The organism is Streptomyces ureilyticus, from assembly GCF_011045025.1.
Lineage (GTDB): Bacteria > Actinomycetota > Actinomycetes > Streptomycetales > Streptomycetaceae > Streptomyces > Streptomyces ureilyticus.
Genome location: NZ_JAAKZX010000019.1, coordinates 39,966 through 65,588, shown reverse-complemented (window position 1 = coordinate 65,588; position 25,623 = coordinate 39,966). Strand labels below are relative to the sequence as shown.

The window sequence follows — 25,623 nt, the reverse complement described above, 5'->3', positions numbered from 1 at the left end:
CCGCAGAAGAAAGCACCGAGGAGAGCCGCACATGAACACACCGGACAGACCCGCCGCCGTACCGAACGACACCAGACCCCCGAACTCCCTGACGCCGTCCCGCCGCGGCGTGCTGCGGGCGATGGCCGTCCTCCCCGCTTCGGCGGTCCTGCTGGGCGCACTGCCCGGAACGCTCGGCTCAGCCCTGGCCGCCGCACCACCCCGCGGCTCCGCCACCCGCTACACCATCATGCCGTTCCTCAACAGCACCGATGCCACGGTCAATGTGTACGAGTCCGACGACGCCACCGACTTCCGGCTCGTGAAGGCGTCCGCGTACACCCCGCCGGCGGGCCGGATCCGTGACGCCAGCATCTTCCGGCACTCCGACGGCTACTACTACGTCACGTACACCACGCACACCTGGCAGGACACCAGCACCACCATCGGCTTCGCCCGCAGCTCGGACCGGGTCAACTGGACGTTCCTGTACGACTACACCGTCCCCATCGCGAACCTGTCGCGCGCCTGGGCACCCGAGTGGTTCATTGACAGCGACGGCAGCGTGAACATCATTCTGTCCTGCTCGACCACCAACGACCAGTGGATCTTCACGCCGTATCGGCTGAGGGCCACCAACTCCGCGCTCACCGCGTGGAGTTCGCCCGTGGCCCTGTCCGGCATCGGCGCCAACCACATCGACACGTTCATCGTGAAGCTCGGCTCCATCTACCACGCGTTCACGAAGAACGAGACGACGAAGTACATCGAGTACGCCACCGCCACCGCCCTCAACGGCCCGTACACCATCCGCAGGACCGGCAACTGGGCGGGCTGGGGCAGCACCCGCGAGGGCGCCGCGCTGATCCAGCTCGACAACGGCGCGTGGCGGATCTTCTTCGACGGCTACGGCGACGGCAGCTACTACTACAGCGACAGTTACGACACCTTCGCGACCTGGAGTGCCCCGAAGAGGCTGCCGTCGATCTCCGGCACGGCACGCCACTTCACCGTGCTCAAGGAGACGGTCTCCGGCGGGGTGAACCTGCCGACGAACGTCAGCCGCTCGTTCCGTTCGGCCAACTACACCACCCGCTACTGGCAGGAGCAGTCCGCCCTGCTCAACCTCCCCGTGGTGAGCTCCGCGAGCAGCGCCGCGGAGAGGCAGGCGGCCACGTTCACGGTCGTGCCGGGTCTCGCCGACGCGGGCGGCTACTCCTTCCGGAACGCGGCCGGGAACTATCTGCGCCACTGGGACTTCCGGGCCCGCTTCGACGCGAACAACGGCTCGTCGACCTTCGCCAGGGACGCCACGTACGTCGCCCGTACGGGCACGGCGAGCGGCGCCGTCCGCTTCGAGTCGTACAACTACCCGGGCTACTACCTGCGCCACTACGGCTTCCAGCTGCGGGTGGACCCGGCGGACGGCTCCGACGTGTTCCGTCAGGACAGCTCGTTCGTACCCGTGAATCCGCTCTGACCAACGAGCTCAGCCGCAGGGCGAATCCTGCGGTAGTGCGTGGAGGAGCTGTTTCCAGTGATGGACGCGGGCCAGGTCGCAGATGTCCCGGACGGTCCGGTCCGCGTCCGTGTTCCACAGCCGGGCCGAACCGTCGGTGCTCATGGTGGCGAGGCGGCTTCCGTCGGGGCTGAAGCCCACGGACCGAATCCAGGCCTTGTGGCCGCTGAGGACGGCTGTGGTCCGTCGCGTCGACATGTCCCACAGGCGGACGGTGTGGTCGTAACTCCCGCTGGCCACGGTACGCCCGTCGGGACTGAAGGCCACCGAGGAAATGGTGTTGGAGTGGCCTGTCAAGGTGCCGGCCGGCCGCCGGGAGGCCACATCCCACAGGCGGACGGCGAAGTCCGCTCCGGCGGTGGCGAGTGTCCTGCCGTCCGGTGAGAACGCGGCCGTGGAAATAGTGGGAGCACGTCCGGAGAAGGTGGCCACGGGGCGGTGAGTGGTCACGTCCCACAGCCGCACCGTGCCACGGATTCCGTAGTCGCTGCTGCCGTTGTAGGTGGTGGCCAGCGTCCGTCCGTCGGGCGAGAAATCGATGGTGGACAACCCTCCTGTCCGCCCGTGCAGTACGGCCTTCGTCCGGTGGGTGGCCAGGTCCCACAGCCGTACGGTGCGGTCGTCGGCCGCCGTCGCGAGCGTCTTCCCGTCCGGCGAGAAGGCCGCTTGTGCGACGACATTGGTGTGGCCCTTGAGCGTGGCCACCGTGCGGCCGGTCGTGGCGTCCCACAGCCGTGTGCCGTCCCTGCGGCTCACGGTGGCGATCAGTCGTCCGTCGGGGGAGAACTCCAGGCCGAAGGCGGGGCCGAGCGAGGTGGCGAGGGTACGCGGTAGCCGTGGGCTCGTCGCGGACCACAGTCGCAGTGCCTCGTCGGCGGTGGCGACGGTGCGGCCGTCCGGGGAGAAGGCCACCGAACCCACGGCGGCCCTGCGTCCGCCGAGTGTGGCCTTGGCCCGGTGCGTGGCCACGTCCCACAGTCGCACCGTCGCGGTGTCGCCGTCAGCAGGGGCGGCCAGAGTCCGGCCGTCCGGGGAGAAGGCGAGTGAGCTCGCTCCGATGATGCTCGCGCCGATGGAGCCGGTGCCGCGGTGGGTGTCGGTGTCCCACAACCTCACGTGGCCGTCGACGTTCCCCGTGGCCAGGGTGCGGCCGTCGGACGTGAAGGCCAGCGCTATGGCGTCGGTGGTCAGGGTGGCGGTGGTGCGGCGGTCGGCGACATCCCACAGCCGCACTTCACGGTCGTCTCCCCCGCTGGCGAGTGTGCGCCCGTCGGGGCTGAAGGCGAGGGAGGAAACCAGCTCGGTGTGGCCGGTGAGCACCGCGATGGTCCTCCGTTCTGTCACGTCCCACAACCGGATGGTGTGGTCGCCGCCGGCACTGGCCAGGACACGGCCGTCGGGAGAGAACGCTACGGCCACCACGAAGGCGCTGTGCCCGGTGAGGGTGGCGGCCGGGTGCCGGGACCGTACGTCCCACAGCCGGACCTCGCTGCCTCCGGTGCCGGCCACGGTACGGCCGTCCGGAGAGAACGCCAGTGACACCACCCGCGACTTGAGTCCGCTGAACGTGGCGGTGGTGCGGCGGGTGCGCAGGTCCCACAGCCGTACGGTCCGGTCGTCGCCGGCGGTGGCCAGGGTGCTGCCGTCAGGGCTGAAGGCGAGCGCGTACACCTCGGCGGCGTGCCCGATGAGGGTGCCGAGCAGCTGGTGGGTGGCGGCGTTCCACAGCTTCACCGTACGGTCTTCGCCGCCGGTGGCGATCATGCGGCCGTCCGGCGAGTACGCCACCGCGGTCACCTCTCCGGTATGGCCCGTGAGTTGGTTGGCCCGGTAGGCGGCGTGCGCGCTGAGCAGGCTGCCTCTGGCCTCGGCGGTGGGCGCCAGCTGATAGCCCTTCAGCGCGGTCAGCGCCGCGGCCTCGGGTTGCTGGTCGCGCACCTCTCCCGCCTGGGCGGCGTACTGCCGGGACAGCGCGATCTGCTGTGCGGTCACCGCCTTGTGCCGCTGCTGCTCGCTGGTCCGGTACTGGTCCCAGGCGACCACGCCCGCGGTGAGGGCCAGGACGAGCAGGATGGACAACGTGGCGGTGAGCCGGCGCAGGCGCCGGGTGGTGCGTGCGGCGGCATGCCGTTCGTGGTCACGGGTGGCGGCGCTGGCGGTGAGGAAGTCCCGTTCCAGCGCGGTGAGTTCACCGTCGGCGTCGGCGAAGGCTTCCTCCGCGGCGGCCAGCCGGGTGCCTCGGTACAGCGCCCCCGGATCGTGGTCGAGGTCGCTCCAGACGTGGGCGGCTTCGGTGAGCCGGCGGTGCGCCCGCAGCCGTTCGCGGTCCTCGTCGATCCACTCCCTGAGTCTGGGCCATGCGGTGATCAGGGCCTCGTGGGCAAGGTCGAGGGTGTCGCCGTCGAGCGTGAGCAGGCGGGCGCGGGTGAGGCGTTCGAGTACGGCGCCGGTGTCGGCGGGGTCGCCCAGGTCGAGTTCGGCACGGTCGATGGGGCGGCGGGTGTCCTGGGCGCCTTCGCCCGGGGTGATGAGCCGGAGCAGGATGCGGCGGGCGAGTACGGCCTGGCCTGGGTCGAGTTGGCGGTAGGCGGCTTCGGCGGTGTGGGCGATCGCTCCGTGTACGCCGCCGGCGACGTCGTAGGCGGCCAGGGTCAGCGTCTTGCCCCGGCGTCGGCGCCAGGTCTCCAGCAGGGCGTGGGACATCAGGGGCAGACCGCCGGGTTCGCCGTCGACCTCGTCCAGGACGCGGGCGGTCAGCTCCCGCTCGACGATCAGACCGCGGGCCGCGGCGGGCTTGACGACGGCCTCTCTCAGCTCGTCGGAGGTCATCGCCCCGACCGGCAGACTCGCGTCCCGCAGGATCGCGGTCAGTCCTCGGTGCTCCAGGCAGTGGCCGTAGAAGTCCGCGCGTATCGCGACCATCACACGCAGGCGATTGCCGGGGTCCTCAGCGGACAGGAGCCGGTCGATGAAGGAGGTCCGCTCGGCCGGGTCGCGGCAGAGCGTGTAGAGCTCCTCGAACTGGTCGACGATCAGCCAGGTGTCGGCGTCCGTTTCCGCGGCGGGCTTCGGGGTCAGGCGCCGACTGTGGGTCCGTAGCGGGTGACTGCCCGGGGTGATGACGCGCAGGGCAGCCGGCCGGAGGGCGGGGTCGTCGGTGTGGCGCAGACGGGGGATGAGGCCGGCGCGCAAGAGGGAGGACTTGCCGCTGCCGGAGGCGCCGACGACCGCCGTGACACGGTGGTGGCGGGCCAACGCGAGCAGGTCGTCGGCGAGTTGACCGCGACCGAAGAAGTACGCCTCGTCGCCCGGTTCGTATCGGGCCAGGCCCCGGTACGGTGCCGGCTCACCGTCGTCCTCCCGCGGTAGGGCGGCCTCCTCCTTGGCGGCTCGGTGCCAGCGCTCCTCCCACGTCGGCACGTCCGCGCCGCACGCCTGCGCATAGGCGAGCGTCAGCGGCAGGGACGGCAGCGTCTCGCCCGCGGCGGCCCGTGCCAGCGCGGCGATCGAATATCCCGCCCCCTTCGCCATCACCTGGTAGGTCGGGCTGCCCGCCTCCCGGCGCAGCTCGCGCAACTCGAAGGCGAACCGCTGCACCGGCCCCGCCCCGGGATCGATCGGCTTCTCACGACGCCCCACCCGGCTCAGCCTCCCCGTTGACCTCCATCTGCCCGGGCCAGCCCAACACAGCCCCCGCGACGACGAAAAGACCGCCCCCGTGCCAACCCCCGGCGTCGGGCGCCGGGCCGGCCGCCGACATTTTTGTCTACAGCACGGATGTGGGGTGCGAGAAAACCGTTCAGCCACTGAAATCACCAGTGCACGGCCGGTGCTGCCGCTGCCGGGGCACTGCGGGACGCGCGAGTGGGGGCGCGACGAACCGCACCCGGCGGCGACGGCCCCGTTCCCACACCCGAGGAGCTGAAATGACACGTACGAAAAAGGCGTTGGCCGCCGGCCTCATGGCCGCCGGAATCGTCGCGGGCACGGCCGGCGCCGCGTCGGCCCATACGGTCGTGCCGATGGAGCGGAACCAGACGATCGCGCCGCTGGACCGGAACAACACGATCGCGCCGCTGGACCGGAACCAGACGATCGCGCCGCTGTCCGCGGACGACAACCACGGCACCGCCGTTCGGTAACCAGACGATCGCGCCGGAAAGCAAGTGCCGCTGACACAGCGGGGAACGCGCGTTTCCCGCTTGCACAGCGGGGAACGCCCGAAGTCTTCAACAGTCCGGTGAGGGAAGGACTCTCCCATGGTTCAGCCGAGCAGACGCAGTGCCCTCGTGGGCCTGGCGGCACTGGGCGTGGCGGTGACCGCGGGCGGCGCCGCGCACGCGCGGGCTCCGCGAGGCACCGGTGCCCCGCGGACGACCCTGCACGTGGTCACCGGAGAGGACGGCTTCTCCGCTCCCAGTACGGCCGCCGCGGGGGCGGTGGCCGTCCGGTTGCGCACCACCAGTACCTCGACCGGCGCCGTCGGCATCGCCCGGCTGCGGCGCGGCGTGAGTGAGGCGGAGTTCCGCAACCGGCTGCGGCGCGTCTTCGCAACGGATGGCCAGGAGAGCATCGAGGCGGCCAAGGCCCTGATGGCCGCCGCCGAGCTGTACGGCGGCGGTTTCACCCACGTCGGCACGGACACCGGCTACACCGTGGAGCTGGATGCCGGGGCGTATCTGCTGCTGGAGTTCCTGGACTTCGAAGGCGAGCGGGGCCGCGACCCGGCACCAGGCCAGGAGTACGTGCGCCGCCTGACGGTCCGTGAAACGCGTACGGACGCCTCGCCCGCACCACCCTGCGCCACAGTCATCGCCGTGGACGTCCCCGGACGCGGACCACGCTTCGCCCTGCGTGGCCGCGTCCACCCCGGCCGACCCCTGCGCTACGTCAACCGCATGCCCGATCAGGTCAACGAACTCGCCCTCTACCCCATCACCGACGACGCGGTCACCGAGAAGGACATCCAGGCGTTCTTCGACAACACCGCGCCTGCGCCGCCGTTCGACGTCTCCCGCCAGCTCGGCACGCCACCTCTGTCCTCCGGGCGGGCCATCACCCTCACGCCGCCGCTCGCCCCCGGCCGGTACGCGGCAGTCACCAGCGTCCACGACGCCCGCCCCCTGTCCGCGCACGGCCAACACCGCATCCTCACCGTAGGGTGAGCGGTTTCGTTCCGCCAGCTCCAGGCTGCATCACTGCGCGGCGTCAGGCGCTTCGACGGTGAACGTCGCAACGTCGACTTCGGCATCGGAGGGCAGGCCGGGATAGTGGCCCTGGAGGCCCTTCTTGAGCTCGTCGATGCTCGTGAATCCATCGAACCGAGCTTGTTCGGCGGTGAGGCGATCGAGCCGGTGGCGTTCGACGCCGGTGACGGTGCCTTTCAACGTGCGGTGGGCTTCGTCGTCCTCGAAGAAGAAGATTGCGGGACCAGGCGGTATCGGATCGTCATAGCGGACGGTGGAGGTCTTCCGCGCGGCGGCGATGTCGTCGTAGTAGCGCTTGTTGAACCGAACAATTCGACGCGCATCCGCATCGGGGAAGAAGTAGGTGTCCGGCAGAAGCTTTCGAATCGGGCGCAGTGTCGGCCCGTCGTCGGTCGGTACGGCGACGAAGACGTCGGGATGGAGGTCGAGAAGCGCTTGGCGGCAGCGGCCGCACGGCGGGATGAGGCCGCGACCCTGGTCTCCCGCGGCGGCGATGGTGACGAGCGGGCCGGCTCCCGCCGCTGCGGCGGCACCGAGTACGACGAGCTCGGCGCACGGTCCGCCGGTGAAGTGGTAGACGTTGACCGCCTCATGGATCCTGCCGGCCGTGTCCATCGCCGCCGCGGCCACGGTGTGGTTCGGGTCGCTCCCGAGGACAGTGGCGAGCCGTTCCGCAGCCTCGATGACGCGGCGCTCGGAGTCGAAGAGCTTCATGGAGACCATGGCGCCGACCCTAGATCGGCCCAGCCGGACTCCTCGACACAATTTTTCTCATGGGCCTCACCCTGCGTGGTCGGTGCCTGACATCGAGGTGGCGTACCCCTTGACTTCACCCCGGTTCCCGCGTCACATTCCTGACTCTGCATCAGAAACGGGGCGCCTGGAACCCTCGTGTCCCGGGCAGCGCAGCACGGCCTCCCTTTCCCTGACCAGACTGGAGAGACCTGCCATGTCCACTCACGCTGATCCCGTCAGACGTACGTCGCTCTCCGCTCCCTCGCGCCGCCGGGTGATCGGTGCCGCCGGCGCCGGGCTCGCCCTCACCGGCGGGCTGCCGTATCCCGGCGGCCCCTACGCGTACGCCGCCGACGCCGCCGACCTGCCCCTCCTCGGCACGTACGACGTCGTGGTCATTGGCTCCGGAGCCGCCGGTATGACGGCCGCGCTCACCGCCGCCAAGCAGGGCCTGACGTGCGTCGTCGTGGAGAAGGCGGGCACCTTCGGAGGCTCGGCAGCCCGTTCCGGCGCGGGTATCTGGATCCCGAACAACTCCGTCATCCTGGGCGCCGGGGTGCCCGACACCCCGGCGAAGGCGGCCACGTACCTCGCGGCCGTGGTCGGTGACGACGTCCCGGTCGACCGGCAGAAGGCCTTCCTCGACCAGGGGCCCGCCATGCTCTCCTTCGTCATGGCCAACAGTCCGCTGCGCTTCCGGTGGATGGAGGGCTACAGCGACTACTACCCGGAGTTGCCCGGCGGGCTGGCGCAGGGCCGTTCCATCGAGCCCGACCAGCTGGACGGCAACATCCTGGGTGCGGAGCTGGCCCGGCTGAACCCGGCGTACATGACGGTCCCGGCCGGCATGGTCGTCTTCAGCGCCGACTACAAGTGGCTCGTCCTCTCCGCGGTCAGCGCGAAGGGGCTCGCCGTGGCCACCGAGTGCCTGGCCCGGGGGACGAAGGCGGCGCTGCTGGGCCAGAAGCCGCTCACCATGGGGCAGTCGCTGGCGGCGGGCCTGCGTGCCGGGCTGCTCAGGGCGAACGTGCCCGTGTGGCTGAACACGCCGCTGACCGATCTGCACCAGGAGAACGGCGCCGTCACCGGCGCGGTCGTCACCAGGAACGGCGCACCCGGACTGGTGCGCGCCCGCCGGGGCGTCATCGTCGGCTCGGGCGGCTTCGAGCACAACGCGGCCATGCGCGAGCGGTACCAGGAGCAGCCGATCGGCACCCAGTGGACGGTCGGCGCCAAGGAGAACACCGGCGACGGTATCCGGGCCGGTGAACGGGCGGGCGCGGCGCTGGAGTTGATGGACGACGCGTGGTGGGGTCCGGCGATCCCGCTCCCCGACCAGCCGTACTTCTGCCTCGCCGAACGCACCCTGCCCGGCGGGCTCCTCGTCAACGCGGCCGGAGCACGCTTCGTCAACGAGGCCGCGCCGTACAGCGATGTCGTCCACACCATGTACGACCGCGACACCCAGAACGCCCCGCACATCCCCGCCTGGCTGATCGTCGACCAGAACTACCGCAACCGCTACCTCTTCAAGGACGTAGTGCCGACCTTCGTGTTCCCCGACGCCTGGTACGAGTCGGGCGCCGTCCACAAAGCGTGGACACTGGACGCGCTGGCCGCCTCGATCGGCATACCCGCGGCCGCTCTGCGCGCCACCGTCAACCGCTTCAACTCCCTTGCCAGGAGCGGCGACGACACCGACTTCGGGCGCGGCGACAGCGCGTACGACCACTACTACACGGACCCCTCCGTCCGCCCCAACTCCGGCCTGGCACCCCTGTGGCTGGCCCCCTACTACGCCTTCCGGATCGTTCCGGGCGACCTCGGCACCAAGGGTGGCCTGCTCACCGACGCCCGGGCGCGGGTGCTCAGCCCGGACGGCTCGGTGATCCCCGGGCTGTACGCGGCGGGCAACGCCAGCGCCGCCGTCATGGGCCGCAGCTACGCGGGCGCGGGCTCGACCATCGGACCCGCGATGACGTTCGGATACATCGCGGCACGGGACATCGCAGCGCGCAGATGAGCCGTCAACCGCTTCAGAACTGTCCCGCCAGGACACTTTCGTGCGTACCCGTACCCACTCTGACCTGCGAGGCAAGCTCGTCCGGCGAAAGACAGCGCACATCGGTTGCACAACCTGGCGCATGTTTTCTTCGTGCACCAGGCCGGTGATCACCCGCGAGGCCGGGCCCACTCCTTGCCGCCGGCGCTCGCGGCGGGGCAGGAAGGTTGCCGGTGTTCTAAGGTGTGCGATGTGGCCGTATCCGGTCGCAGGACCCCGGGGGTGGCCGGGAAGAGGTGAGGCGCCGATGAGCGGCGACGAGAGCCTTCAGCGCCTGCCTCCGCCGACGGGATTCGGCCCGGCCCGGGATGCGGACCTGAATCGCATCGCGGAGCAGGTCGAACGACTCACCCGAGCTCAGGGACGCATGCAGGCGCTGCTGGACGCAGTGCTCGCGGTCAGCCGGGAGCTGGAGCTGCCGGCGGTGCTGCGGCAGATCGTGAGTGCCGCGATGCAGCTGGTGAACGCCCGCTACGGCGCCCTCGGCGTGTTCAACGAGGACCGGGTGGGCCTTCAGGACTTCATCCCGCTCGGTCTGAGCGATACCGAGCGCCACGACCTGGCAGGAGTCCACCCTCCGCACGGCCACGGACTGCTCGCCCACCTGATCGAGCAGCACGAACCGCTGCGCGTGAACGACGTACCGCACCATCCGGACGCGGTCGGCTTCCCCGCGGGGCATCCGCCGATGCGGACCCTGCTCGGGGTAGCGATCGGCGTGCACGGGCGCATCTACGGCAACCTCTACCTGTCCGACCGGCGCGACGGCGAACCGTTCGACGACCAGGACGCGGCCGTTGTCCTCGCGCTGGCAGGGGCCGCCGGCATCGCCATCGAGAACGCCCGGCTGTATCAGCAGCTGCGTTCCTCCACCGAGCAGTTCCAGCGCCTTCTCCTGCCCACCCTGCCCGACCTGACCCCGTTCACCGCGTCAGCGGTGTACCGGCCGGCGACCGCCCCCGACCGCCACCTGGGCGGCGACTGGTACGACGCCCTGCTGCTCCCGGACGGTGCGTGCGCCGCGATCATCGGCGACGTGCTGGGCCACGACCTGACGGCGGCGGCCGCCATGGCGCAGACCCGCAACATGCTCCGCGCCCTGCTGTACGACCGGCTCTCCCCGCCGAGCCTGGTCCTGGACCGGCTCGACGACACCCTGCATTCCATCACCGAGGCCCCCGTCACCACCGCCTGCCTGGCCCGCATCGAACCCGACGGCGAAGGCTGGCGCCTGCACTGGTCGACGGCCGGCCACCTGCCGCCCCTGATCGTCACCCCCGGCGGCCGCACCCGCTACCTGCTGGCCGAACCCGGCGTGCCGCTGGGCGTCGACACCCGGCTGCCACGCCCCGACCACACTCATCCGCTGGGCCCCGGAGACACGGTGCTGCTGTTCACCGACGGCCTGGTCGAACACCCCGAGCACGCGCTGGACGCCGGACTGGACACGCTTGCCGCCACCGCCGCCCACGCCGGGCTGCCCCTCGACGAGCTCTGCCGCACCCTGGCCGACCACAGCCCCGGCGACGGCCACGACGACCTCGCCCTTCTCGCCGTACGCATCCCGCCCGGGCCCACGTCCTGAACCGTGATCAGGTCCCGGGTGCTGTAGCGGCCCAGGCGGGTGTCGTACCAGCGGGCTCGGAGGTAGATCTCCGAACCGGTCGCGAGCTCGCCGCGGTAGCCGAAGCGCGGCAGCTCGGGGGCGGGGCGAGCAGTCCCTCCGGGGTGCTCGCCAAGCGGGTCACGCCCCCGCCCGGAGCGGTCACGGACGTCAGGACGCCGCCCTCGCCGTGCGTGTACGTGACCGAGCGGCCGTCGTCGGCGGTGACGGAGGCGAGGCGTCCCTCGTCGTCGTAGGCGAGGGTGAAGTGTCGGCCCAGCGAGTGCGAGACCCGCAGCAGTCGGTCTCCTTCGCCGTAGGTGAGGACGACACGGCGGCTCTCGCGGATGATCCGCGTCAGCCGGCCCGACGCGGTGTAGTGCCACCGCTCACCGGAGTTGAATCGCAGAGTGCGGCTGCCGTCCTCCGCCTCCGTCAGATCGGCGGCCAGATCCTGCGGGCGGACGAACCGGCCGCGTTCGTCGCGGGTGAAGACCAGCACCCGGCCGTCCTCGTCGCGGAAGGCCACGGCGCTCTCCGGACGGGTCCGTCAGACGCGAGCTGAAGGCGGTGGTCCAGCCGCGTCCCAGCGAACCGGCCTCCGAATTGAGCGAGTTGTACGTCCGTCGCCAGTCCAGCAGACCGAGCAACGCGTCGGGAAACGAGAGGTCTGCTGTCTCCTCGGTGTAGTTCCCGATGGCTGTGCCGACACCCGACGCGGCGAAGCCGTAGCCGGGATGTCAACCGAGTAACTCGGCTGTCGGGCGGGTGACTTGAGTGGACTGTTCGGCATTCGGCATGAAGCGACTCCGCCGTCGTCGGCTCGTTCGGCTCTGCGGGCATGCCCACTCCGCGGCCCGGATGTGCGGGCGGCCCCCGTTCACCTCTGGCCTATCACGAGCTTCTCCAGCCGCACCAGCAACGCCACAAGTTCTCGGCCACGAGGGCCTGTTGCCCGTTCAGCGCACGAGACAAGGCCGCTTGCCGTCGAAGGCCCAGTCCTTGACCAGGTACCGCATCGCGAGGGCGTCGTCGCGGGCCGACAGGTTTTTCTCCCGGTAGAGGTCGTGGGCCGCGAGGAGCCGGTCCTTGTCGAGGTGGACGCCGAGGCCGGGGGTGTCCGGGACGGCGACCTCGCCGCCGGCGATCCGCGGGGGGTCGATGGTCAGCCGTTCCAGGCCCTCCTGCCAGATCCAGTGCGTATCGAGGGCGTTGTACTCGCCGGGGGCGGCGGCCCCGCAGTGGGCCATCATCGCCAGGGAGATGTCGAAGTGGTTGTTGGAGTGGCAGCCCCAGGTCAGCCCCATCGCGTCGCAGAGCTGGGCGACCCGTACCGACCCCTGCATCGTCCAGAAGTGCGGGTCCGCGAGCGGGATGGAGACCGACTGGAGGGCCAGTGCGTGGGTCAGCTCGCGCCAGTCCGTGGCGATCATGTTGGTCGCCGTGGGCAGCCCGGTGGCCCGGCGGAACTCCGCGAGGATCTCCCGCCCCGAGTAGCCGCCTTCGGCTCCGCACGGATCCTCGGCGTAGGCGAGGGTGCCGACCAGCGGCTTGCACAGGTCGACGGCTTCCCGCAGGGACCAGGCGCCGTTCGGGTCGAGGGTGATCCGGGCCTCCGGGAAGCGCTCCTTGAGCGCCCGTACGGCCTCGACCTCCTCGTTCCCGGGCAGGACGCCGCCCTTGAGCTTGAAGTCCCGGAAACCGTACAGGTCGTAGGTCGCCTCGGCCTGATGGACGATCGCCTCGGGGGTCAGGGCCTCCTCGTGCCGGATCCGGTACCAGTCCACCGCCGAGCCGGGTTCGCGTACGTACTCCAGGTCGGTGCGGTCGGGGTCGCCGACGTAGAAGAGGTATCCGAGGACCCGTACGGAATCGCGCTGCTTCCCGTCGCCCAGGAGTGCGGCGACGGGGACCTCCAGGTGTTGCCCGAGGAGATCCAGAAGCGCCGATTCGACGGCGGTGACCGCGTGCACGGTGGTGCGCAGGTCGAAGGTCTGGCCGCCCCTGCCACCCCGGTCGCGGTCCGCGAATCGGTCGCCGATGGCCCGCAGGACGCGCTTGTAGTCGCCCACGCGCGCGCCGACGACGAGGGATTCGGCGTCGCGCAGGGTCTTCGTGATCTTCTCGCCGCCGGGTACCTCCCCCAGTCCCGTACGGCCCTCGGAGTCCTCGAGGACGACGACGTTCCGGGTGAAGTACGGGCCGTGGGCGCCGGAGAGGTTGAGCTCCATGGAGTCCCGGCCGGCGACCGGGAAGACGGAGAACTTGGTGACGGTGGGCTGGCTCATGACTGGTCTCCGCTCCACAGTTCGAGGACGTCCGGGGCCCATTCGACGGCCAATACGCCGGTCAGTGTCCTCACATGAAGACAACGTCCATGTATGAGAATGGAGGCTAGGCTCGTGAACGCGATCAGGTCAATGGCCGAGGGGTCAGGTGCCCGGCGGTCCATCGGCCAGACGCAGCATCACCTTGCTGTTGGTGCTCGTCGGGTCCGCGGCGACGGCCAGCGCCTGCGCGGCCTGGTCCAGCGGGAAGCGGTGGCTGATCACCGGTGTCACATCCAGGCCGTCCCGCAGGGCGCCCAGCGCGTCGTCGATCTGCCGATCCAGGTGATCTCGCGCGTGACCAGGTCTCCGAGCACTGCGGGCGCGGCCGTGCCCGGCAGGTTTCCGACCTGGACGAGGGTGTCGCCGCAAGCCGTGGCCCGCAGCACGGGGCCGAGCGCGGCCGATGCGGCCCCGCGAAGGCACCGGTGCGGCGGAACGCCGTGGTGTGGGAGTAGCCGCCCCGCCAGGGAATGAGCGGCCAACCGTCAACGTATTCTGCGGCCGTGGCCGATCCCGATGAGACCGCTGAGCCCGATGCGACCGAGCTGATGCGGCTGCCCGACATGCCGCTGCACGATCCGTTCGTCGTCGCCGACAGTGAGTCCCGTACGTACTACCTCTACACGTCCAACGACCCGTCCGTGTCGGGCGTCGACGGCACCGGCACGATGGTCTACCGCAGCCGCGACCTGCGTGACTGGCTGCGCCCCGTCGTGGTCTTCCGGGCCGACGACCAGCGGGACATGTGGGCCACCGACGGCGGTTGGGCGCCGGAGGTGCACGCATGGGGCGGCAGGTTCTACCTGTTCACCACGCTCCACGACCAGGACAAGCCGCTTCCCGTGCCGCCACCGAACCAGTGGGGCACGCCGTTCCAGCTCCCAAATCACATGCGCGGCACGATCACCGCCGTGTCCGACTCGCTGCTGGGGCCCTTCACCGCCGTCGACCCGGCGCGACCCACCCCGCCCGAGCATCTGATGACCCTCGACGGCACGCTTTACATCGACCCGGCCGGGCAGCCCTGGATGGTGTACGCCCACGAATGGCTGCAGACCGTCGACGGAACCATGGAAGCGGTCCGGCTGGCTCCGGACCTGACCCGGACGACCGATGATCCGGTCTTCCTGTTCAAGGCATCGGACGCATTCTGGCTCGGCGAGCAGATCCCCGGCGGCGTACCGCATCAGCTCGCGCCCTACATCACGGACGGCCCGCAGCTGTACCGGACGCCTGACGACTCCCTGCTGATGCTGTGGTCGACGTACGAGAAGAACGTGGCGGCCCAGGACGGCGCCATCAACGGCGGCTACGTGCAGACGTACGCCGTCTCCAAGTCCGGTGACGTCCAAGGGCCTTGGGAACAGCACCGCCCTCTGGTCCGCGACGACAGCGGGCACGGCATGCTGTTCCACACCTTCGACGGCGAGCTGATGATGATCCTGCACCGCCCGTTCGAGAACGCGCGCGGGAAGCTGTACGAGATGCAGCTCCTCGGTCACGAGCTACGGGTGCTCCGCCAGCGCACCGACCTCGACGGCGGCGGCTGACGCGTTCAGCCCAGGTCCACCCACGTTCCCTGCTCGGCGGAGCGCGCCATGGCGTCCAGCGCCGCCGCGCTCGCCACGGCGTCGGCCGCCGTCGGGCCGTACGGGGTGCCCTCGGCGATGGAGCGCAGGAAGTGGTACGCCTCGATGACCTTCAGGTCGTCGTAGCCCATGCTGTTGGCCGAGCCCGGCTGGAAGGCGGCGTACTCGCCGTGGCCTGGGCCGACGTACAGGGTGCTCACAGGCTGGTCCTGGTAGCTGCTGCCGCGGCTGACGGCGAGCTCTCCCATCCGGCGGTAGTCCCAGAACACCGCGCCGGTGGTGCCGTGGATCTCGAAGCCGTAGTTGTTCTGCTCGCCGACCGAGACCCGGGACGCCTCCAGGACGCCGCGGGCGCCGGAGGCGAAACGGAGGAGGCAGTTGACGTAGTCCTCGTTCTCCACCGGGCCGAGTTCGCCGCCGGCAGCCAGGGTGTGACCGGCGGTGGCGCCGGTGGGGCGGGCCCGCTCGGGGATGAAGACGGCGGTGTCGGCGGTGAGGGAGGTGATCTCCCCGAGCAGGAAACGGGCCAGGTCGACGCCGTGTGAGGCCAGGTCGCCGCGCACCCCGCTGCCCCCGCGCTCCCGCTCGTATCGCCAGGTCAGGGCCCCCTCGGGGTGGGCCGCGTAGTCGCTGAACAGCCGGATGCGTACGTGGGTGACCGTGCCGATCTCGCCGGCGGCGACCAGTTCGCGGGCGGCCTCGACGGCGGGCGCGTTGCGGTAGTTGAAGCCGACCGTGCCCTGGAGGCCCGCGTTGCCGAGGGCGTCGGCGACGGCCCCGGCGTCCTCCGCCGTCAGGCCCACCGGCTTCTCGATCCAGATGTGCTTGCCGGCCTCGGCCATCGCCACGCCGATCTCACGGTGCAGGAAGTTCGGAGCGGTGATGCTCACCGCCCGCACCCGCGGATCGGCGGCCACGTCCCGCCAGTCGCGGGCCGCGGAGACGAAGCCGTACCGCTCTGCGGCCTCCTCGGCCCGGCCGGGCACCTCGTCCGCGACGGTGACCAGTTCGGGGCGCAGGGGCAGTTGCGGGAAGTGGTGCGGCAGGCGGGCGTACGCCTGGGTGTGCACGCGGCCCATCCAGCCGAAACCGATGACGGCGATGCCGAACGTATTCACTGTGATGGAGCCCTTCCTCGGACCGGTCGAGAACCTGCGGTTCACGACTCTGCCTCATGGGCCATGGGCGCGCTCCGCGGGGTAGGGCGGTTCGCGGCTGCGGGTTCGTTGTGGCTGGTCGCGCCCGCGATGGGGGTCCCCCCGCTCGAGCGCAGCCGAGAGTGGGGGAGGAGCCGCACATAGAGACAGCCCCGCGCCCCTTTCGGGACGCGGTACTGCACCGGAGGTCACGGCCTCGCCGTGAGATAGCCCCCCATCGTGCGGAAGTAGTCCGTCGCCGCGTGCTCCGTGCCGTCCTCCGTGCGGACCCGCTTCACGCACAGGCCGCGCAGCCGGCCGTTCCTGGCCTCGGCTCCGGCGACGATGACCACGCCGTCGCCCTCGTGGATGAAGATGCGGCCCGGAGTGCCGCCGTAGCGGCCCTCCGACACCGTTGCCTCGACGATGCGCAGGCGCTCGCCGCGGTGGTAGGTGAAGGCGTTGGGGTACGGGTCGCACTGGGCGCGTACCAGGCGGTCCAGGTCCTCGGCGGGCCACGTCCAGTCGATGCGGCTGTCCTCGAGTGAGCGCTTGTGGAAGAAGCTGGCGCGGCTGCGGTCCTGGGGGATCCACTGCGCGCGGCCCGAGGCGATGAGGTCGAGGGACTCGGTCACGACCGGTGTGATCAGGTCGACGGTGCGGTGGAACAGGTCGGTGACGGTGTCGGTGGGGCCCACCGGGACGGCGCGCTGCAACAGGATGTCGCCCGCGTCGAGTTCGGCGTTCATCCGGTGTGCCGTGACGCCGACTTCCCGCTCGCCGTTGATCAGCGCCCAGATCAGCGGGGAGAAGCCCGCGTACGCCGGCAGCAGCGAGTCGTGGATGTTGAGCGTGCCGTGGGCGGGGAGGTCGAAAACCTCGGGGGGCAGTACGGTCCGCCAGTTGTTGGCGACGATCAGGTCCGGTTCCGCTTCCCGTAGCGCGGTGAGGAGTTCGGGGTCGTCGGGGCGGTTGCGGAGCAGTACCGGGATGCCGTGCTTCTCGGCCAGATCGGCCACCGAGTCGTCCCAGATCTTCTCGTACACGTGGTCGCTCTTGGGGTGGGTCACGGCCATGACCACCTCGTGGTCGGACTCCAACAGAGCCTGAAGGGTGCGGTGCCCCCAGGTCTGATAGCCGAACATGACGACCCGCATACTCGATCCTCTCCTAGGACACACCATTGCAAGGTAAGGCTAACCTTATTTAACATCAGTGGCGCCTAAGGGAAGGAAAGTTGCGGTGAACGCACTGCACGACGAACCGGACGCCATCCACGATGTGATCGGCGTAGGTTTTGGCCCGTCAAACCTCGCACTGGCCATCGCAGTTGAGGAACACAACTCCCGAGCCGCCCCCGAACAGCGCCTCCGAGCCCGGTTCCTGGAGCGCCAGCCGTCCTTCGGCTGGCACCGTGGCATGCTCATCGACGATGCCACGATGCAGGTGTCCTTCCTCAAGGACCTTGTCACGATGCGCAATCCGACCAGCGACTTCAGCTTCCTGTGCTTCCTGCGGGAGCGCGGCAGACTGGTGGACTTCCTCAACGCGAAGACGCTCTTCCCGCTGCGGATCGAGTTCCACGAATACTTCGAGTGGGCCGCCGCCCGGATCGCCCACCAGGTCGACTACGGCGCCGAAGTCCTGTCCGTAGAGCCGGTACTGGCCGAGAACGGCGAGGTCCGCTGGTTCGATGTCGTCAGCCGTGTCCCCGGTGACCCGGAACGCACCGTCGTGCGCAGGGCCCGGAACATCTCGGTGGCCGCCGGCCTCGAGCCCCATCTCCCGCCGGGCACCGAGCTGTCGGACCGCATCTGGCACAACAGCGAACTGGTGCCGCGCGTAAGCGAGTTGAGCGACGCCGGCACTTCGGTGGGCCGCATCCTGGTCCTCGGAGCCGGTCAGAGCGCAGCGGAGGCGGTCGACTATCTGCACCGTTCCTTCCCCGAGGCGGAGGTCTGCGCGGTCTTCGCCAAGTACGGGTACACCCCCGCTGACGACAGCCCCTTCGCCAACCGGATCTTCGACCCCGAGGCCGTGGACGTCTACTTCCAGTCCACGCCCGAGGTGAAGCAGTCCCTGGTCGAGTACCACCGCAGCACCAACTACTCGGTGGTCGACATGGACTTGATCGAGTCGCTGTACGCGACCATGTACCGCGAGAAGGTCCAAGGCCACGAACGGCTGACGATGCGCAACGTCTCCCGCATCCGGGACGTAGCCACGCTGGACGACCGCCTGGACGTCACCCTCGAGTTCCTCCCCACCGGCGAGCGGGAGGTGCTCTCCGCCGACCTGCTGGTCCATGCGACCGGCTACCGGCCCAGGGACCTCGACCAACTCCTGGGCAGGACCGCGAAACTGTGCCTGCGGGACGACAACGACGCCGTACGCGTGGGCCGCGACCATCGCGTGGAGGCCGCGCCCGAGGTCACCGCGGGCATCTATCTGCAGGGCGCGACCGAGCACACGCACGGTCTCACCTCGACCCTGCTGTCCACCACCGCCGTGCGCTCGGGCGAGATCCTCGACTCCCTGCTCACCCACCGTGCGAGCGACGCGGAGGCGGGTATCGGTCCCCGGGTCGACGCCTCTGCCCGTTCATCTGTCAATTCCTCTGCCTGAAAGGGCGGTTCATCGTCGTGACGACGGCACGCGCGCGCGTGCCGTCGCCCGGCGCCCGGGGCGGTCGTATGCGCATCCCGGGCTGGGCAGACACATCGACTTAGGGTAGCCTCACCTAGGTTTTTCTCTTTGTCCGATCCCGGAGGGGTACGGGTGGGTCCTTCAAATCCGTCGGGACGGGACGTCCTGAGGGACGCGGTCAGAGGTCAGCGACGCTTCGTCGCGCTCGGCTCTCTCCTCGGTTCCGGGCACCAGATCGGCGAGGCACTGGTGCCGGTCCTGATCGGCATCGTGATCGACCAGGCCGTCACCGATTCCGACGCCGGCGCCCTGTTCCTCTGGCTGGCGATCCTCGCCGTGGTCTATGTGGGACTGGCGTTGAGCTTCCGCATCGGCGCCTGGTCCGGTGAACGGGCCTCCGTACAGGCCGAGCACGCGCTGCGCATCACTCTGGTACGAAGGGTCCTGGACCCCGGCGGCGGAGCTGAGGAGGGACGGCTGCCCGGAGCGCTGGCCAATATCGCGACCGAGGACGCCAAGCGGGTCGGCGTCGTCAACTTGGCGCTGATGTTCGGGATTTCGGCACTGATGGGTCTGCTCACGTGTGCTGTCGTCCTGCTGCGTACGTCGGTGCTGCTCGGCCTGGTGGTGCTGCTCGGCACACCCATCCTGCTCTGGCTCGGGCATCTGCTGAGCAAGCCGCTGGAGAGCCGCAGCGAGGCCGAGCAGGAGCGGGCGGCGCACGCCTCGGCCGTGGCCGCCGACCTGGTGGCCGGACTGCGGATCCTGAAGGGCATCGGCGGCGAGTCGACGGCCATCGCCCGTTACCGCACCACCAGCCGTGACTCCCTGAAAGCGACTTTGCGGGCCGCTCGCGCGCAGGCCTTCCAGAACGGCATGGTCCTGGCGCTGACGGGCTGTCTGATCGCCGTAGTCGCACTGGTCGGTGGCCGACTGGCCGCTCAAGGCAGCATCAGCCTGGGCCAGCTGGTGTCGGCGGTCGGGCTCGCGCTCTTCCTGCTCGGCCCCCTGGAGACGCTCGCCTGGGTCAACGCCGAGTTCGCGCAGGGCCGGGCCTCGGCCGCCCGGATCGCGGAGGTGCTGGCCACTCCGCAAGCCGTCTCGTCCGGCGGGCGGAGCCTGCCGCAGCAGGTGCGCGGCGCGGTCCGGCTGAGCGGGCTCAGCCATGGCGGGCTGCGCGAGATGGACCTGGACATCGCACCCGGCGAACTCCTCGGCGTGGTCGCGACCGACCCCGCACACGCAGCCGACCTGCTGCGCTGCCTGTCCCGGCAGACCGACCCCGAAGCCGGAACGGTCGAACTGGACGGCGTGCCCCTGCGCGACCTGGATCCCGCCGAGTTGCGTACGAGCCTGCTGGTGGCCGAGCACGACGCGGACCTCTTCGAGGGCACCGTCCGCGAGAACGTCACGGCAGCCGTCATCTCCGGAGCCGACTCCGTATCCGTCGATACGGAGGAGGCGATGGCCGCGGCCGGGGTGGCCCAGGTCGCGCAGACCCTGCCGGACGGGGAGGACACGAAGGTCAGTGAGCGAGGCCGGTCCCTGTCCGGCGGGCAGCGTCAACGGGTCGCTCTCGCCCGCGCGTTGGCGGCCGACCGGCCCGTCCTGGTGGTCCACGATCCGACCACCGCGGTCGACGCGGTGACCGAGGCCCGAATCGCGGCCGGCCTGAGGGAGATCCGCAAGGGCCGCACCACGGTGCTCGTGACCACCAGCCCCGCGCTGCTCGCGGTCACCGACCGGGTGGTGCTGCTCGACGACGGCCGGATCACCGACACGGCCCCGCACACCGAACTGGTACGCCGTCACGAGGCGTACCGCGCGGCGGTGTTGTCATGAGCGACACCTCGGCGAACGCGAACGACAACAAGGAAGCAATGACCGCAGCAGGCCCCGATACGGACGAGCAGGCGCCCGACTCCCGGGAACTGCTGCCCACCGCGACCGGCGCCCGCACTCGTGCCGCTGTCCGCGAACTGGTGCGTCCGCGCCGGGGTTTGGCCCTCGGCAGCTTCGCGGTGATGGTCGCGGCCACCGGTGTGGGGCTGCTCGTCCAGCCGCTGCTTGGCCGCATCGTGGACGTGGTGGCCGAGGGGCGCCCGCCCGGGGACGTGACGACTCCGGTCGTCCTCCTGGTGCTGGTCGCCCTCGCCCAGGGCGGCACCACCGCGCTGGGCCTGACGCTGGTCTCCCGGCTCGGCGAGACCCTGCTGGCGCAACTGCGCGAGCGGTTCGTGGAGAAGGCGCTGCGGCTGCCGCTGGAACAGGTGGAGAAGGCGGGCGCCGGAGACCTCACCGCCCGGGTGACCCGGGACGTCTCGGTGGTGGCCGAGGCGGTGCGCAACGCCCTGCCCGAACTGGCCCGTTCCCTGCTGGCCATCGTGCTGACGCTGGGCGCGATGGCGGCGTTGGACTGGCGTTTCCTGCTCGCGGCTCTCCTCGCGGTCCCCGTCCAGGCGCACACCGCCCGTTGGTACGTACGCCATGCCGTGCCGCTCTACGCCCGCCAGCGCATCGCGACGGGCACTCAGCAGCAGCAGCTCCTCGACTCCATCTCCGGGGCGGGCACGGTACGGGCGTTCCGGCTGGAGGAGCAGCACACCGAGCATGTGACCCGGCGTTCGTCGGCGGCGGTGGAGCTGACGCTGCGCGGAGTGAAGCTGGTGCTGGGGTTCTACAACCGGCTGCACGTAGGCGAGTTCATCGGCCTCGCCGCGGTCCTCGTCACCGGGTTCCTGCTGGTGCGCGCCGACTCTGTGTCCATCGGCACCGCGACCGCCGCGGCCCTGTACTTCCACAGTCTGTTCGCGCCGATCAACGCCGCGCTGGTGCTGCTCGACGACGCGCAGTCGGCGACCGCCGCGCTCGCCCGGCTGGTCGGCGTCGCCGACCAGCCGGACCCCGAGCCGGAAGAGGCAGCGAATCCTCACAAGCGGCGGGAGCCGGGCACGGCTGCGGACGGCACCGTCACCGTGACCGGCATCGACCACGCGTACGAGCCCGGCCGTCCCGTCCTGCACGAGGTGGACCTGACGCTCCGCGCCGGCGAACGCGTGGCCCTGGTCGGCCCGAGCGGCGCGGGCAAGACCACCCTGGCCAAGCTCATCGCGGGCGTACACGCACCGACGTCCGGCTCGATACACCTGACCGGCGCCGGAACGTACGGCGACGGTCTGCCGGTCGCACTGGTCACGCAGGAGACCCACGTCTTCGCCGGTTCGCTCGCGGAGGATCTGCGCCTGGCGCGGGCCGACGCAGGCGACGAGGAGCTACGCGCGGCCCTGGCCACCGTGGAGGCCCTGGACTGGGTCGAAACGCTGCCCGAGGGCCTGGACACGGTCGTGGGCGAGGGCGGACACCGCCTCACGCCCGCCCAGGTCCAGCAACTCGCCCTGGCGCGGCTGGTGTTGGCCGATCCCCCGGTGGCCGTGCTCGACGAGGCGACGGCCGAGGCCGGGAGCACCGGAGCCCGGCTGCTGGAGCGGGCGGCCGACCGGGCGGTCGAGGGCCGCACGGCGCTGGTCGTCGCACACCGCCTCACCCAGGCCGCGGCCGCGGACCGGATCGTCGTCATGGACGGCGGCCGGATCGTGGAGAGCGGCACCCATGACGAGCTGTGCGCGGCGGGCGGGACCTACGCCTCCCTGTGGGAGGCCTGGTCCGGTACGCGCGGCACAGTCGATCAGCCCCCCACGCAGCAGCACCGTCCCGACACAACCACCACCATGAAGGACCACTGATGCTCGGCTCTCTCAGAGGCACACGCCTCGCCGCGGCGCTCGTCTCCGCGCTACTGCTCTTCACCACCGCCACGGCCTGCGGCTCGGGAGATGATTCCGAGGGATCCGCAGAGAACGCGGGGAACAAGGAATCCGCGAACAGCGCCTTCCCGGTGTCCATCCCCCACAAGTACGGCAGCACCTCCATCAAGGCCGAGCCCAAGCGGATCGTCACGGTCGGCCTCACCGACCAGGACGCCGTGCTCGCCCTGGGCAAGGTGCCCGTCGGCACCACCGAGTGGCTCGGCGGCTACAAGGGCGCCATCGGTCCCTGGGCCGCCGACAAGCTGGGCAGCGAGAAGGCGCCCACCGTGCTGACGGACACCGGCACCGGTCCGCAGACGGAGAAGATCGCCGCGCTCAAGCCCGACCTGATCCTCGCGGTCTACGGGGGTCTGACCAAGGAGCAGTACGAGACCCTGTCGAAGTTCGCGCCGGTGGTGGCCCAGCCGAAGGCGTACAACGACTTCGGCGTCCCGTGGCAGGAGCAGACCGAGATCATCGGCAAGGCGCTCGGCCAGGAGACTGAGGCGAAGGAGCTCGTCGAGGGCGTCAAGGGCGACTTCGCGAAGGCGGCCGCGGAGAACCCGGAGTTCGCCGGGAAGACCGCTGTGATGGCCACCCCGTACGAGGGCATGTTCGTCTTCGGCAGCCAGGACCCGCGTTCCCGGCTGCTCACCGATCTCGGCTTCAAGCTGCCGACCGATCTGGACAAGGTCATCGGCGACGAGTTCGGCGCCAACATCAGCAAGGAGCGCACCGATCTGCTGGACACGGACGCGATTGTGTGGATCGTCTCCGATGTGGCCAAGGACGAGGCCAAGCTCAACAAGGACGCCCTGTACGCCGACCTGAACGTGGCGAAGCAGGACCGGGAGGTCTTCGTCCCGGAGACGAGCGACTACGGCAACTCCGTGTCGTTCGTGTCGGTGCTGAGCCTGCCGTACATGCTTGAGCGGCTGGTGCCGCAGCTGGGTGCCGCGGTTGACGGCGACACCGCCACGAAGGTGGAGCAGCCTGCTTCCTGAACGCCGGCTGCTCCGCGGGCGTTTGAAGGTACGGGTTCGTTGTGGCTGATCGCTCCCCCATCGCGGCGGAGCCGCAAATTGACACAGCCCGCGCCCCTAGAGGAAGGCCTGCGGCCTCCTTGAGGGGCGCGGCCTATGCACGACATCGAGCCGTTCGTCCGGCCCGTTCACGAGCGGCGTCGTCCGGGCCAGTCGCCGGTCTCCCGGCCGTCGACGTACGTCGTCACCACTTCTATGTCGCCGATGCGCGAGGTGTCGACCCGCCTCGGATCGTCGCCCAGGACGACCAGGTCGGCGCGCTTGCCGGGGGTGAGAGTGCCCGCGACGCAGTCCCAGTGGCAGGCGTAGGCCCCGCCGACGGTGTACGCGCGCAGGGCCTCGTCGACGGTGACGGACTCGTCCGGGCCGATGAGCTGTCCCGACTCCGAAGCGCGCTCGACCATGAACTGGACGGCCCGCAGCGGCGATCCGTCCGCGACGGGGCGGTCGGAGCTGCCCACCAGCGTGATGCCGTGCTCCAGGAAGCCCCTCCCCCGGTACATCCAGGGTGCGCGCTCCTCGCCCATGATCGCCGCGTAGTCGTCGCCGAAGTAGCGCAGGAAGTTCGGCTGCACCACGGCGCTCACGCCGAGCCGCGCCATGCGGGACAGTTGGTCGGGCCGGATCAGTCCCGCGTGTTCGATGCGGTGCCGCGCGCCCGGTCGCGGGCGGAGGTGATGCGCGCGTTCCAGGGCATCCAGGGCGACGTCGGCCGCACGGTCGCCGATGGCGTGTATTGCGAGCTGCCAGCCGCCGAGATGACCGTCCACGATCGTGTCCGCGAGCACCTCGGGGTCGTCCTGCAACTGGCCGGCGTGGTCCAGGCCTTCGTACGGGCTGCTGAGCGCGGCCGTACGGGCCATCATGCCGCCGTCGGTGTAGATCTTCAGCGCGCCCACGGAGAGCCATTCGTCCCCGAACCCGGTGCGCAGTCCGAGGTCGAGTGCGCGCGGGATGCCGTCGTCCTCGTGCGCGGCCACCGCTTTCAGCCGGTCCGCGGCCACCATGAGCTGCACCCGCAGCGGCAACTTCCCCTGATCTCGCGCAAGTTGGTAGGCGCCCAGCTCGACGGGACTGTGTCCGAACAAGGCACCGCCGATGCCGGCCTCGGCGCAGGCCGTCACACCCTCGGCCAGACAGACCCGGGCGGCGCGCCCGATCGCCTCCGCCAACTCCTCCTGGGAGTACGGCAGTCGCAGCGCCCGTGCGGCTCCCATGGCCTGCTCGGCGAGGAAGCCGTCCTCGTGCGGCACATGGGCGGGCAGCAGGTCCAGTACGGCGGTGTTGACCACACAGCCGTGTCCGGAGTCGTGCAGCAGGTAGACCTTGCGCCCCTCGCTGACCTTGTCCAGCTCGGCGGCGGTCAGATGACGGCCGAGGGCCCGCTGGTCGTACCCCACGAGCTGCGCCCAGCCGCCGGCCGGCGTGCACGCCACGGTGGCGGCGACGACCCCGAGCACGTCCTCGGCCGACGTGCAGGGTGCCACGCTCGGGGTGGCCGCCTTGAAACCGGTCCACGCCAGGTGCACATGGCTGTCGATGAACCCGGGCAGCACGGTCGCGCCCTGCAGATCCACCACCCGGCGCGCGGGCAGCCCGGTCACCGCCTCGTCCAGGCCTACGATCCGGCCCTCCCATATGCCCACGTCGTGGGCGATGGGATGGTCCGGGTCCATGGTCAGGATGTGCGCGTTGGTGAGTCTGGTGCTGAGCATCGGGGTCAGCCGGTCCGCTCCATCCGCTCGACGAGACTCGTGGGCCGCATGTCGGTCCAGTGGGTCTCGATGTAGTCGAGGCACTCCTGACGCGGGCCCGGGCCGTGGGCGACGGTCCAGCCCGCCGGGACGTCCACGAAGTCGGGCCAGAGGCTGTGCTGGCCCTCGTCGTTGACGAGTACGGAGTAGACGCCGTCGGGGTTCTCGAACGGGTTGGTGTTGCCGCTGCTCATGCGGTGATCCTCCTGGGTGC

At 70.4% G+C, this 25,623-nt stretch carries 19 protein-coding genes and 1 pseudogene; 10 read left to right on the top strand and 10 right to left on the bottom strand.

Annotation, left to right across the window (positions count from 1 at the left end):
- Positions 1 to 31: 31 nt before the first annotated feature.
- The gene (locus tag G6048_RS09120) at positions 32 to 1,459 is read left to right on the top strand and encodes a glycoside hydrolase family 43 protein (RefSeq protein WP_165338955.1); all 1,428 of its coding nucleotides are present in this window, start codon (positions 32 to 34) and stop codon (positions 1,457 to 1,459) included.
- 9 nt (positions 1,460 to 1,468) lie between these two features.
- Here G6048_RS09120 and G6048_RS09115 read toward each other — a convergent pair whose 3' ends face one another.
- Positions 1,469 to 5,137, bottom strand: a complete 3,669-nt coding sequence (locus tag G6048_RS09115) for a WD40 repeat domain-containing protein (protein ID WP_165338954.1) — start codon at positions 5,135 to 5,137, stop codon at positions 1,469 to 1,471.
- A 287-nt stretch (positions 5,138 to 5,424) separates the two neighbouring features.
- Here G6048_RS09115 and G6048_RS09110 point away from each other — a divergent pair, with 287 nt between their 5' ends.
- Entirely contained in the window at positions 5,425 to 5,640 is a 216-nt protein-coding gene (locus G6048_RS09110) for a hypothetical protein (RefSeq protein WP_165338953.1), read from the top strand.
- Positions 5,641 to 5,757: 117 nt separating this feature from the next.
- Complete coding sequence (locus tag G6048_RS09105) at positions 5,758 to 6,663, top strand: hypothetical protein (RefSeq protein WP_165338952.1); 906 nt, start codon at positions 5,758 to 5,760, stop codon at positions 6,661 to 6,663.
- 30 nt (positions 6,664 to 6,693) lie between these two features.
- On the opposite strand, the gene G6048_RS09100 is transcribed toward G6048_RS09105, so the two are convergent.
- Positions 6,694 to 7,428, bottom strand: coding sequence for an ASCH domain-containing protein (locus tag G6048_RS09100; RefSeq protein ID WP_165338951.1), 735 nt, complete (start codon positions 7,426 to 7,428; stop codon positions 6,694 to 6,696).
- Between the two features lie 226 nt (positions 7,429 to 7,654).
- Between G6048_RS09100 and kstD the strand changes: the two genes are divergently transcribed.
- Entirely contained in the window at positions 7,655 to 9,463 is a 1,809-nt protein-coding gene (gene kstD, locus G6048_RS09095; RefSeq protein ID WP_165338950.1) for a 3-oxosteroid 1-dehydrogenase, read from the top strand.
- 286 nt (positions 9,464 to 9,749) lie between these two features.
- A complete protein-coding gene (locus G6048_RS09090) occupies positions 9,750 to 11,087 on the top strand; it encodes a PP2C family protein-serine/threonine phosphatase (RefSeq protein ID WP_165338949.1) in 1,338 nt (445 codons plus the stop codon).
- A gap of 7 nt (positions 11,088 to 11,094) precedes the next feature.
- Here the strand turns inward: G6048_RS09090 and G6048_RS49320 are convergent, their stop codons facing one another.
- The 4 genes and pseudogenes from G6048_RS49320 to G6048_RS48590 all read right to left on the bottom strand — a co-directional run bounded on the left by G6048_RS49320 (position 11,095) and on the right by G6048_RS48590 (position 13,821).
- The gene (locus tag G6048_RS49320; protein ID WP_165338948.1) at positions 11,095 to 11,634 is read right to left on the bottom strand and encodes an RHS repeat domain-containing protein; all 540 of its coding nucleotides are present in this window, start codon (positions 11,632 to 11,634) and stop codon (positions 11,095 to 11,097) included.
- 31 nt (positions 11,635 to 11,665) lie between these two features.
- Positions 11,666 to 11,803 (bottom strand): annotated as a pseudogene (locus G6048_RS51765) (DUF6531 domain-containing protein); the annotation flags it as partial.
- Positions 11,804 to 12,064: 261 nt separating this feature from the next.
- Positions 12,065 to 13,393 (bottom strand): enolase C-terminal domain-like protein, encoded by a 1,329-nt coding sequence (locus G6048_RS09080; protein ID WP_165338947.1) that lies wholly within the window; start codon positions 13,391 to 13,393, stop codon positions 12,065 to 12,067.
- A gap of 269 nt (positions 13,394 to 13,662) precedes the next feature.
- Positions 13,663 to 13,821 (bottom strand): hypothetical protein, encoded by a 159-nt coding sequence (locus G6048_RS48590; protein WP_206341366.1) that lies wholly within the window; start codon positions 13,819 to 13,821, stop codon positions 13,663 to 13,665.
- A 162-nt stretch (positions 13,822 to 13,983) separates the two neighbouring features.
- Between G6048_RS48590 and G6048_RS09070 the strand changes: the two genes are divergently transcribed.
- Positions 13,984 to 14,985, top strand: coding sequence for a glycoside hydrolase family 43 protein (locus G6048_RS09070; protein ID WP_235989552.1), 1,002 nt, complete (start codon positions 13,984 to 13,986; stop codon positions 14,983 to 14,985).
- A gap of 5 nt (positions 14,986 to 14,990) precedes the next feature.
- On the opposite strand, the gene G6048_RS09065 is transcribed toward G6048_RS09070, so the two are convergent.
- On the bottom strand, positions 14,991 to 16,103 hold the full coding sequence (locus G6048_RS09065) for a Gfo/Idh/MocA family protein (protein ID WP_165338966.1): 1,113 nt from the start codon (positions 16,101 to 16,103) through the stop codon (positions 14,991 to 14,993).
- A gap of 266 nt (positions 16,104 to 16,369) precedes the next feature.
- Complete coding sequence (locus tag G6048_RS09060) at positions 16,370 to 17,317, bottom strand: methionyl-tRNA formyltransferase (protein WP_165338945.1); 948 nt, start codon at positions 17,315 to 17,317, stop codon at positions 16,370 to 16,372.
- Positions 17,318 to 17,402: 85 nt separating this feature from the next.
- Here G6048_RS09060 and G6048_RS09055 point away from each other — a divergent pair, with 85 nt between their 5' ends.
- From G6048_RS09055 to G6048_RS09040, 4 genes are all read left to right on the top strand, one after another.
- Positions 17,403 to 18,785, top strand: coding sequence for a lysine N(6)-hydroxylase/L-ornithine N(5)-oxygenase family protein (locus G6048_RS09055; protein ID WP_165338944.1), 1,383 nt, complete (start codon positions 17,403 to 17,405; stop codon positions 18,783 to 18,785).
- Positions 18,786 to 18,938: 153 nt separating this feature from the next.
- Positions 18,939 to 20,648 carry an ABC transporter ATP-binding protein gene (locus G6048_RS09050; protein WP_165338943.1) on the top strand — a complete coding sequence of 570 codons (1,710 nt, stop codon included), beginning with the start codon at positions 18,939 to 18,941 and terminating at the stop codon, positions 20,646 to 20,648.
- A gap of 38 nt (positions 20,649 to 20,686) precedes the next feature.
- Positions 20,687 to 22,549 (top strand): ABC transporter ATP-binding protein, encoded by a 1,863-nt coding sequence (locus tag G6048_RS09045; RefSeq protein ID WP_206341370.1) that lies wholly within the window; start codon positions 20,687 to 20,689, stop codon positions 22,547 to 22,549.
- Entirely contained in the window at positions 22,549 to 23,616 is a 1,068-nt protein-coding gene (locus G6048_RS09040; protein WP_165338941.1) for an iron-siderophore ABC transporter substrate-binding protein, read from the top strand. Before G6048_RS09045 ends, G6048_RS09040 begins: the two co-directional genes overlap by 1 nt.
- A 167-nt stretch (positions 23,617 to 23,783) precedes the next feature.
- Here the strand turns inward: G6048_RS09040 and G6048_RS09035 are convergent, their stop codons facing one another.
- A complete protein-coding gene (locus tag G6048_RS09035; protein ID WP_165338940.1) occupies positions 23,784 to 25,370 on the bottom strand; it encodes an amidohydrolase in 1,587 nt (528 codons plus the stop codon).
- A 5-nt stretch (positions 25,371 to 25,375) separates the two neighbouring features.
- Complete coding sequence (locus G6048_RS09030) at positions 25,376 to 25,603, bottom strand: MbtH family protein (protein WP_165338939.1); 228 nt, start codon at positions 25,601 to 25,603, stop codon at positions 25,376 to 25,378.
- Positions 25,604 to 25,623 lie beyond the last annotated feature (20 nt).

What these genes read in the sequence shown, in the direction of transcription:
- G6048_RS09100 (WP_165338951.1), bottom strand. Translation starts at nt 7,428, where the DNA reads ATGGTCTCCATGAAGCTCTTCGACTCCGAGCGCCGCGTCATCGAGGCT.
- G6048_RS09060 (WP_165338945.1), bottom strand. Translation starts at nt 17,317, where the DNA reads ATGCGGGTCGTCATGTTCGGCTATCAGACCTGGGGGCACCGCACCCTT.
- G6048_RS09105 (WP_165338952.1), top strand. Translation starts at nt 5,758, where the DNA reads ATGGTTCAGCCGAGCAGACGCAGTGCCCTCGTGGGCCTGGCGGCACTG.
- G6048_RS09110 (WP_165338953.1), top strand. Translation starts at nt 5,425, where the DNA reads ATGACACGTACGAAAAAGGCGTTGGCCGCCGGCCTCATGGCCGCCGGA.
- G6048_RS09045 (WP_206341370.1), top strand. Translation starts at nt 20,687, where the DNA reads ATGACCGCAGCAGGCCCCGATACGGACGAGCAGGCGCCCGACTCCCGG.
- G6048_RS09030 (WP_165338939.1), bottom strand. Translation starts at nt 25,603, where the DNA reads ATGAGCAGCGGCAACACCAACCCGTTCGAGAACCCCGACGGCGTCTAC.
- G6048_RS09080 (WP_165338947.1), bottom strand. Translation starts at nt 13,393, where the DNA reads ATGAGCCAGCCCACCGTCACCAAGTTCTCCGTCTTCCCGGTCGCCGGC.
- G6048_RS09065 (WP_165338966.1), bottom strand. Translation starts at nt 16,103, where the DNA reads ATGGGCCGCGTGCACACCCAGGCGTACGCCCGCCTGCCGCACCACTTC.
- G6048_RS09090 (WP_165338949.1), top strand. Translation starts at nt 9,750, where the DNA reads ATGAGCGGCGACGAGAGCCTTCAGCGCCTGCCTCCGCCGACGGGATTC.
- G6048_RS09070 (WP_235989552.1), top strand. Translation starts at nt 13,984, where the DNA reads ATGCGGCTGCCCGACATGCCGCTGCACGATCCGTTCGTCGTCGCCGAC.
- G6048_RS09035 (WP_165338940.1), bottom strand. Translation starts at nt 25,370, where the DNA reads ATGCTCAGCACCAGACTCACCAACGCGCACATCCTGACCATGGACCCG.
- G6048_RS09120 (WP_165338955.1), top strand. Translation starts at nt 32, where the DNA reads ATGAACACACCGGACAGACCCGCCGCCGTACCGAACGACACCAGACCC.
- G6048_RS09040 (WP_165338941.1), top strand. Translation starts at nt 22,549, where the DNA reads ATGCTCGGCTCTCTCAGAGGCACACGCCTCGCCGCGGCGCTCGTCTCC.
- kstD (WP_165338950.1), top strand. Translation starts at nt 7,655, where the DNA reads ATGTCCACTCACGCTGATCCCGTCAGACGTACGTCGCTCTCCGCTCCC.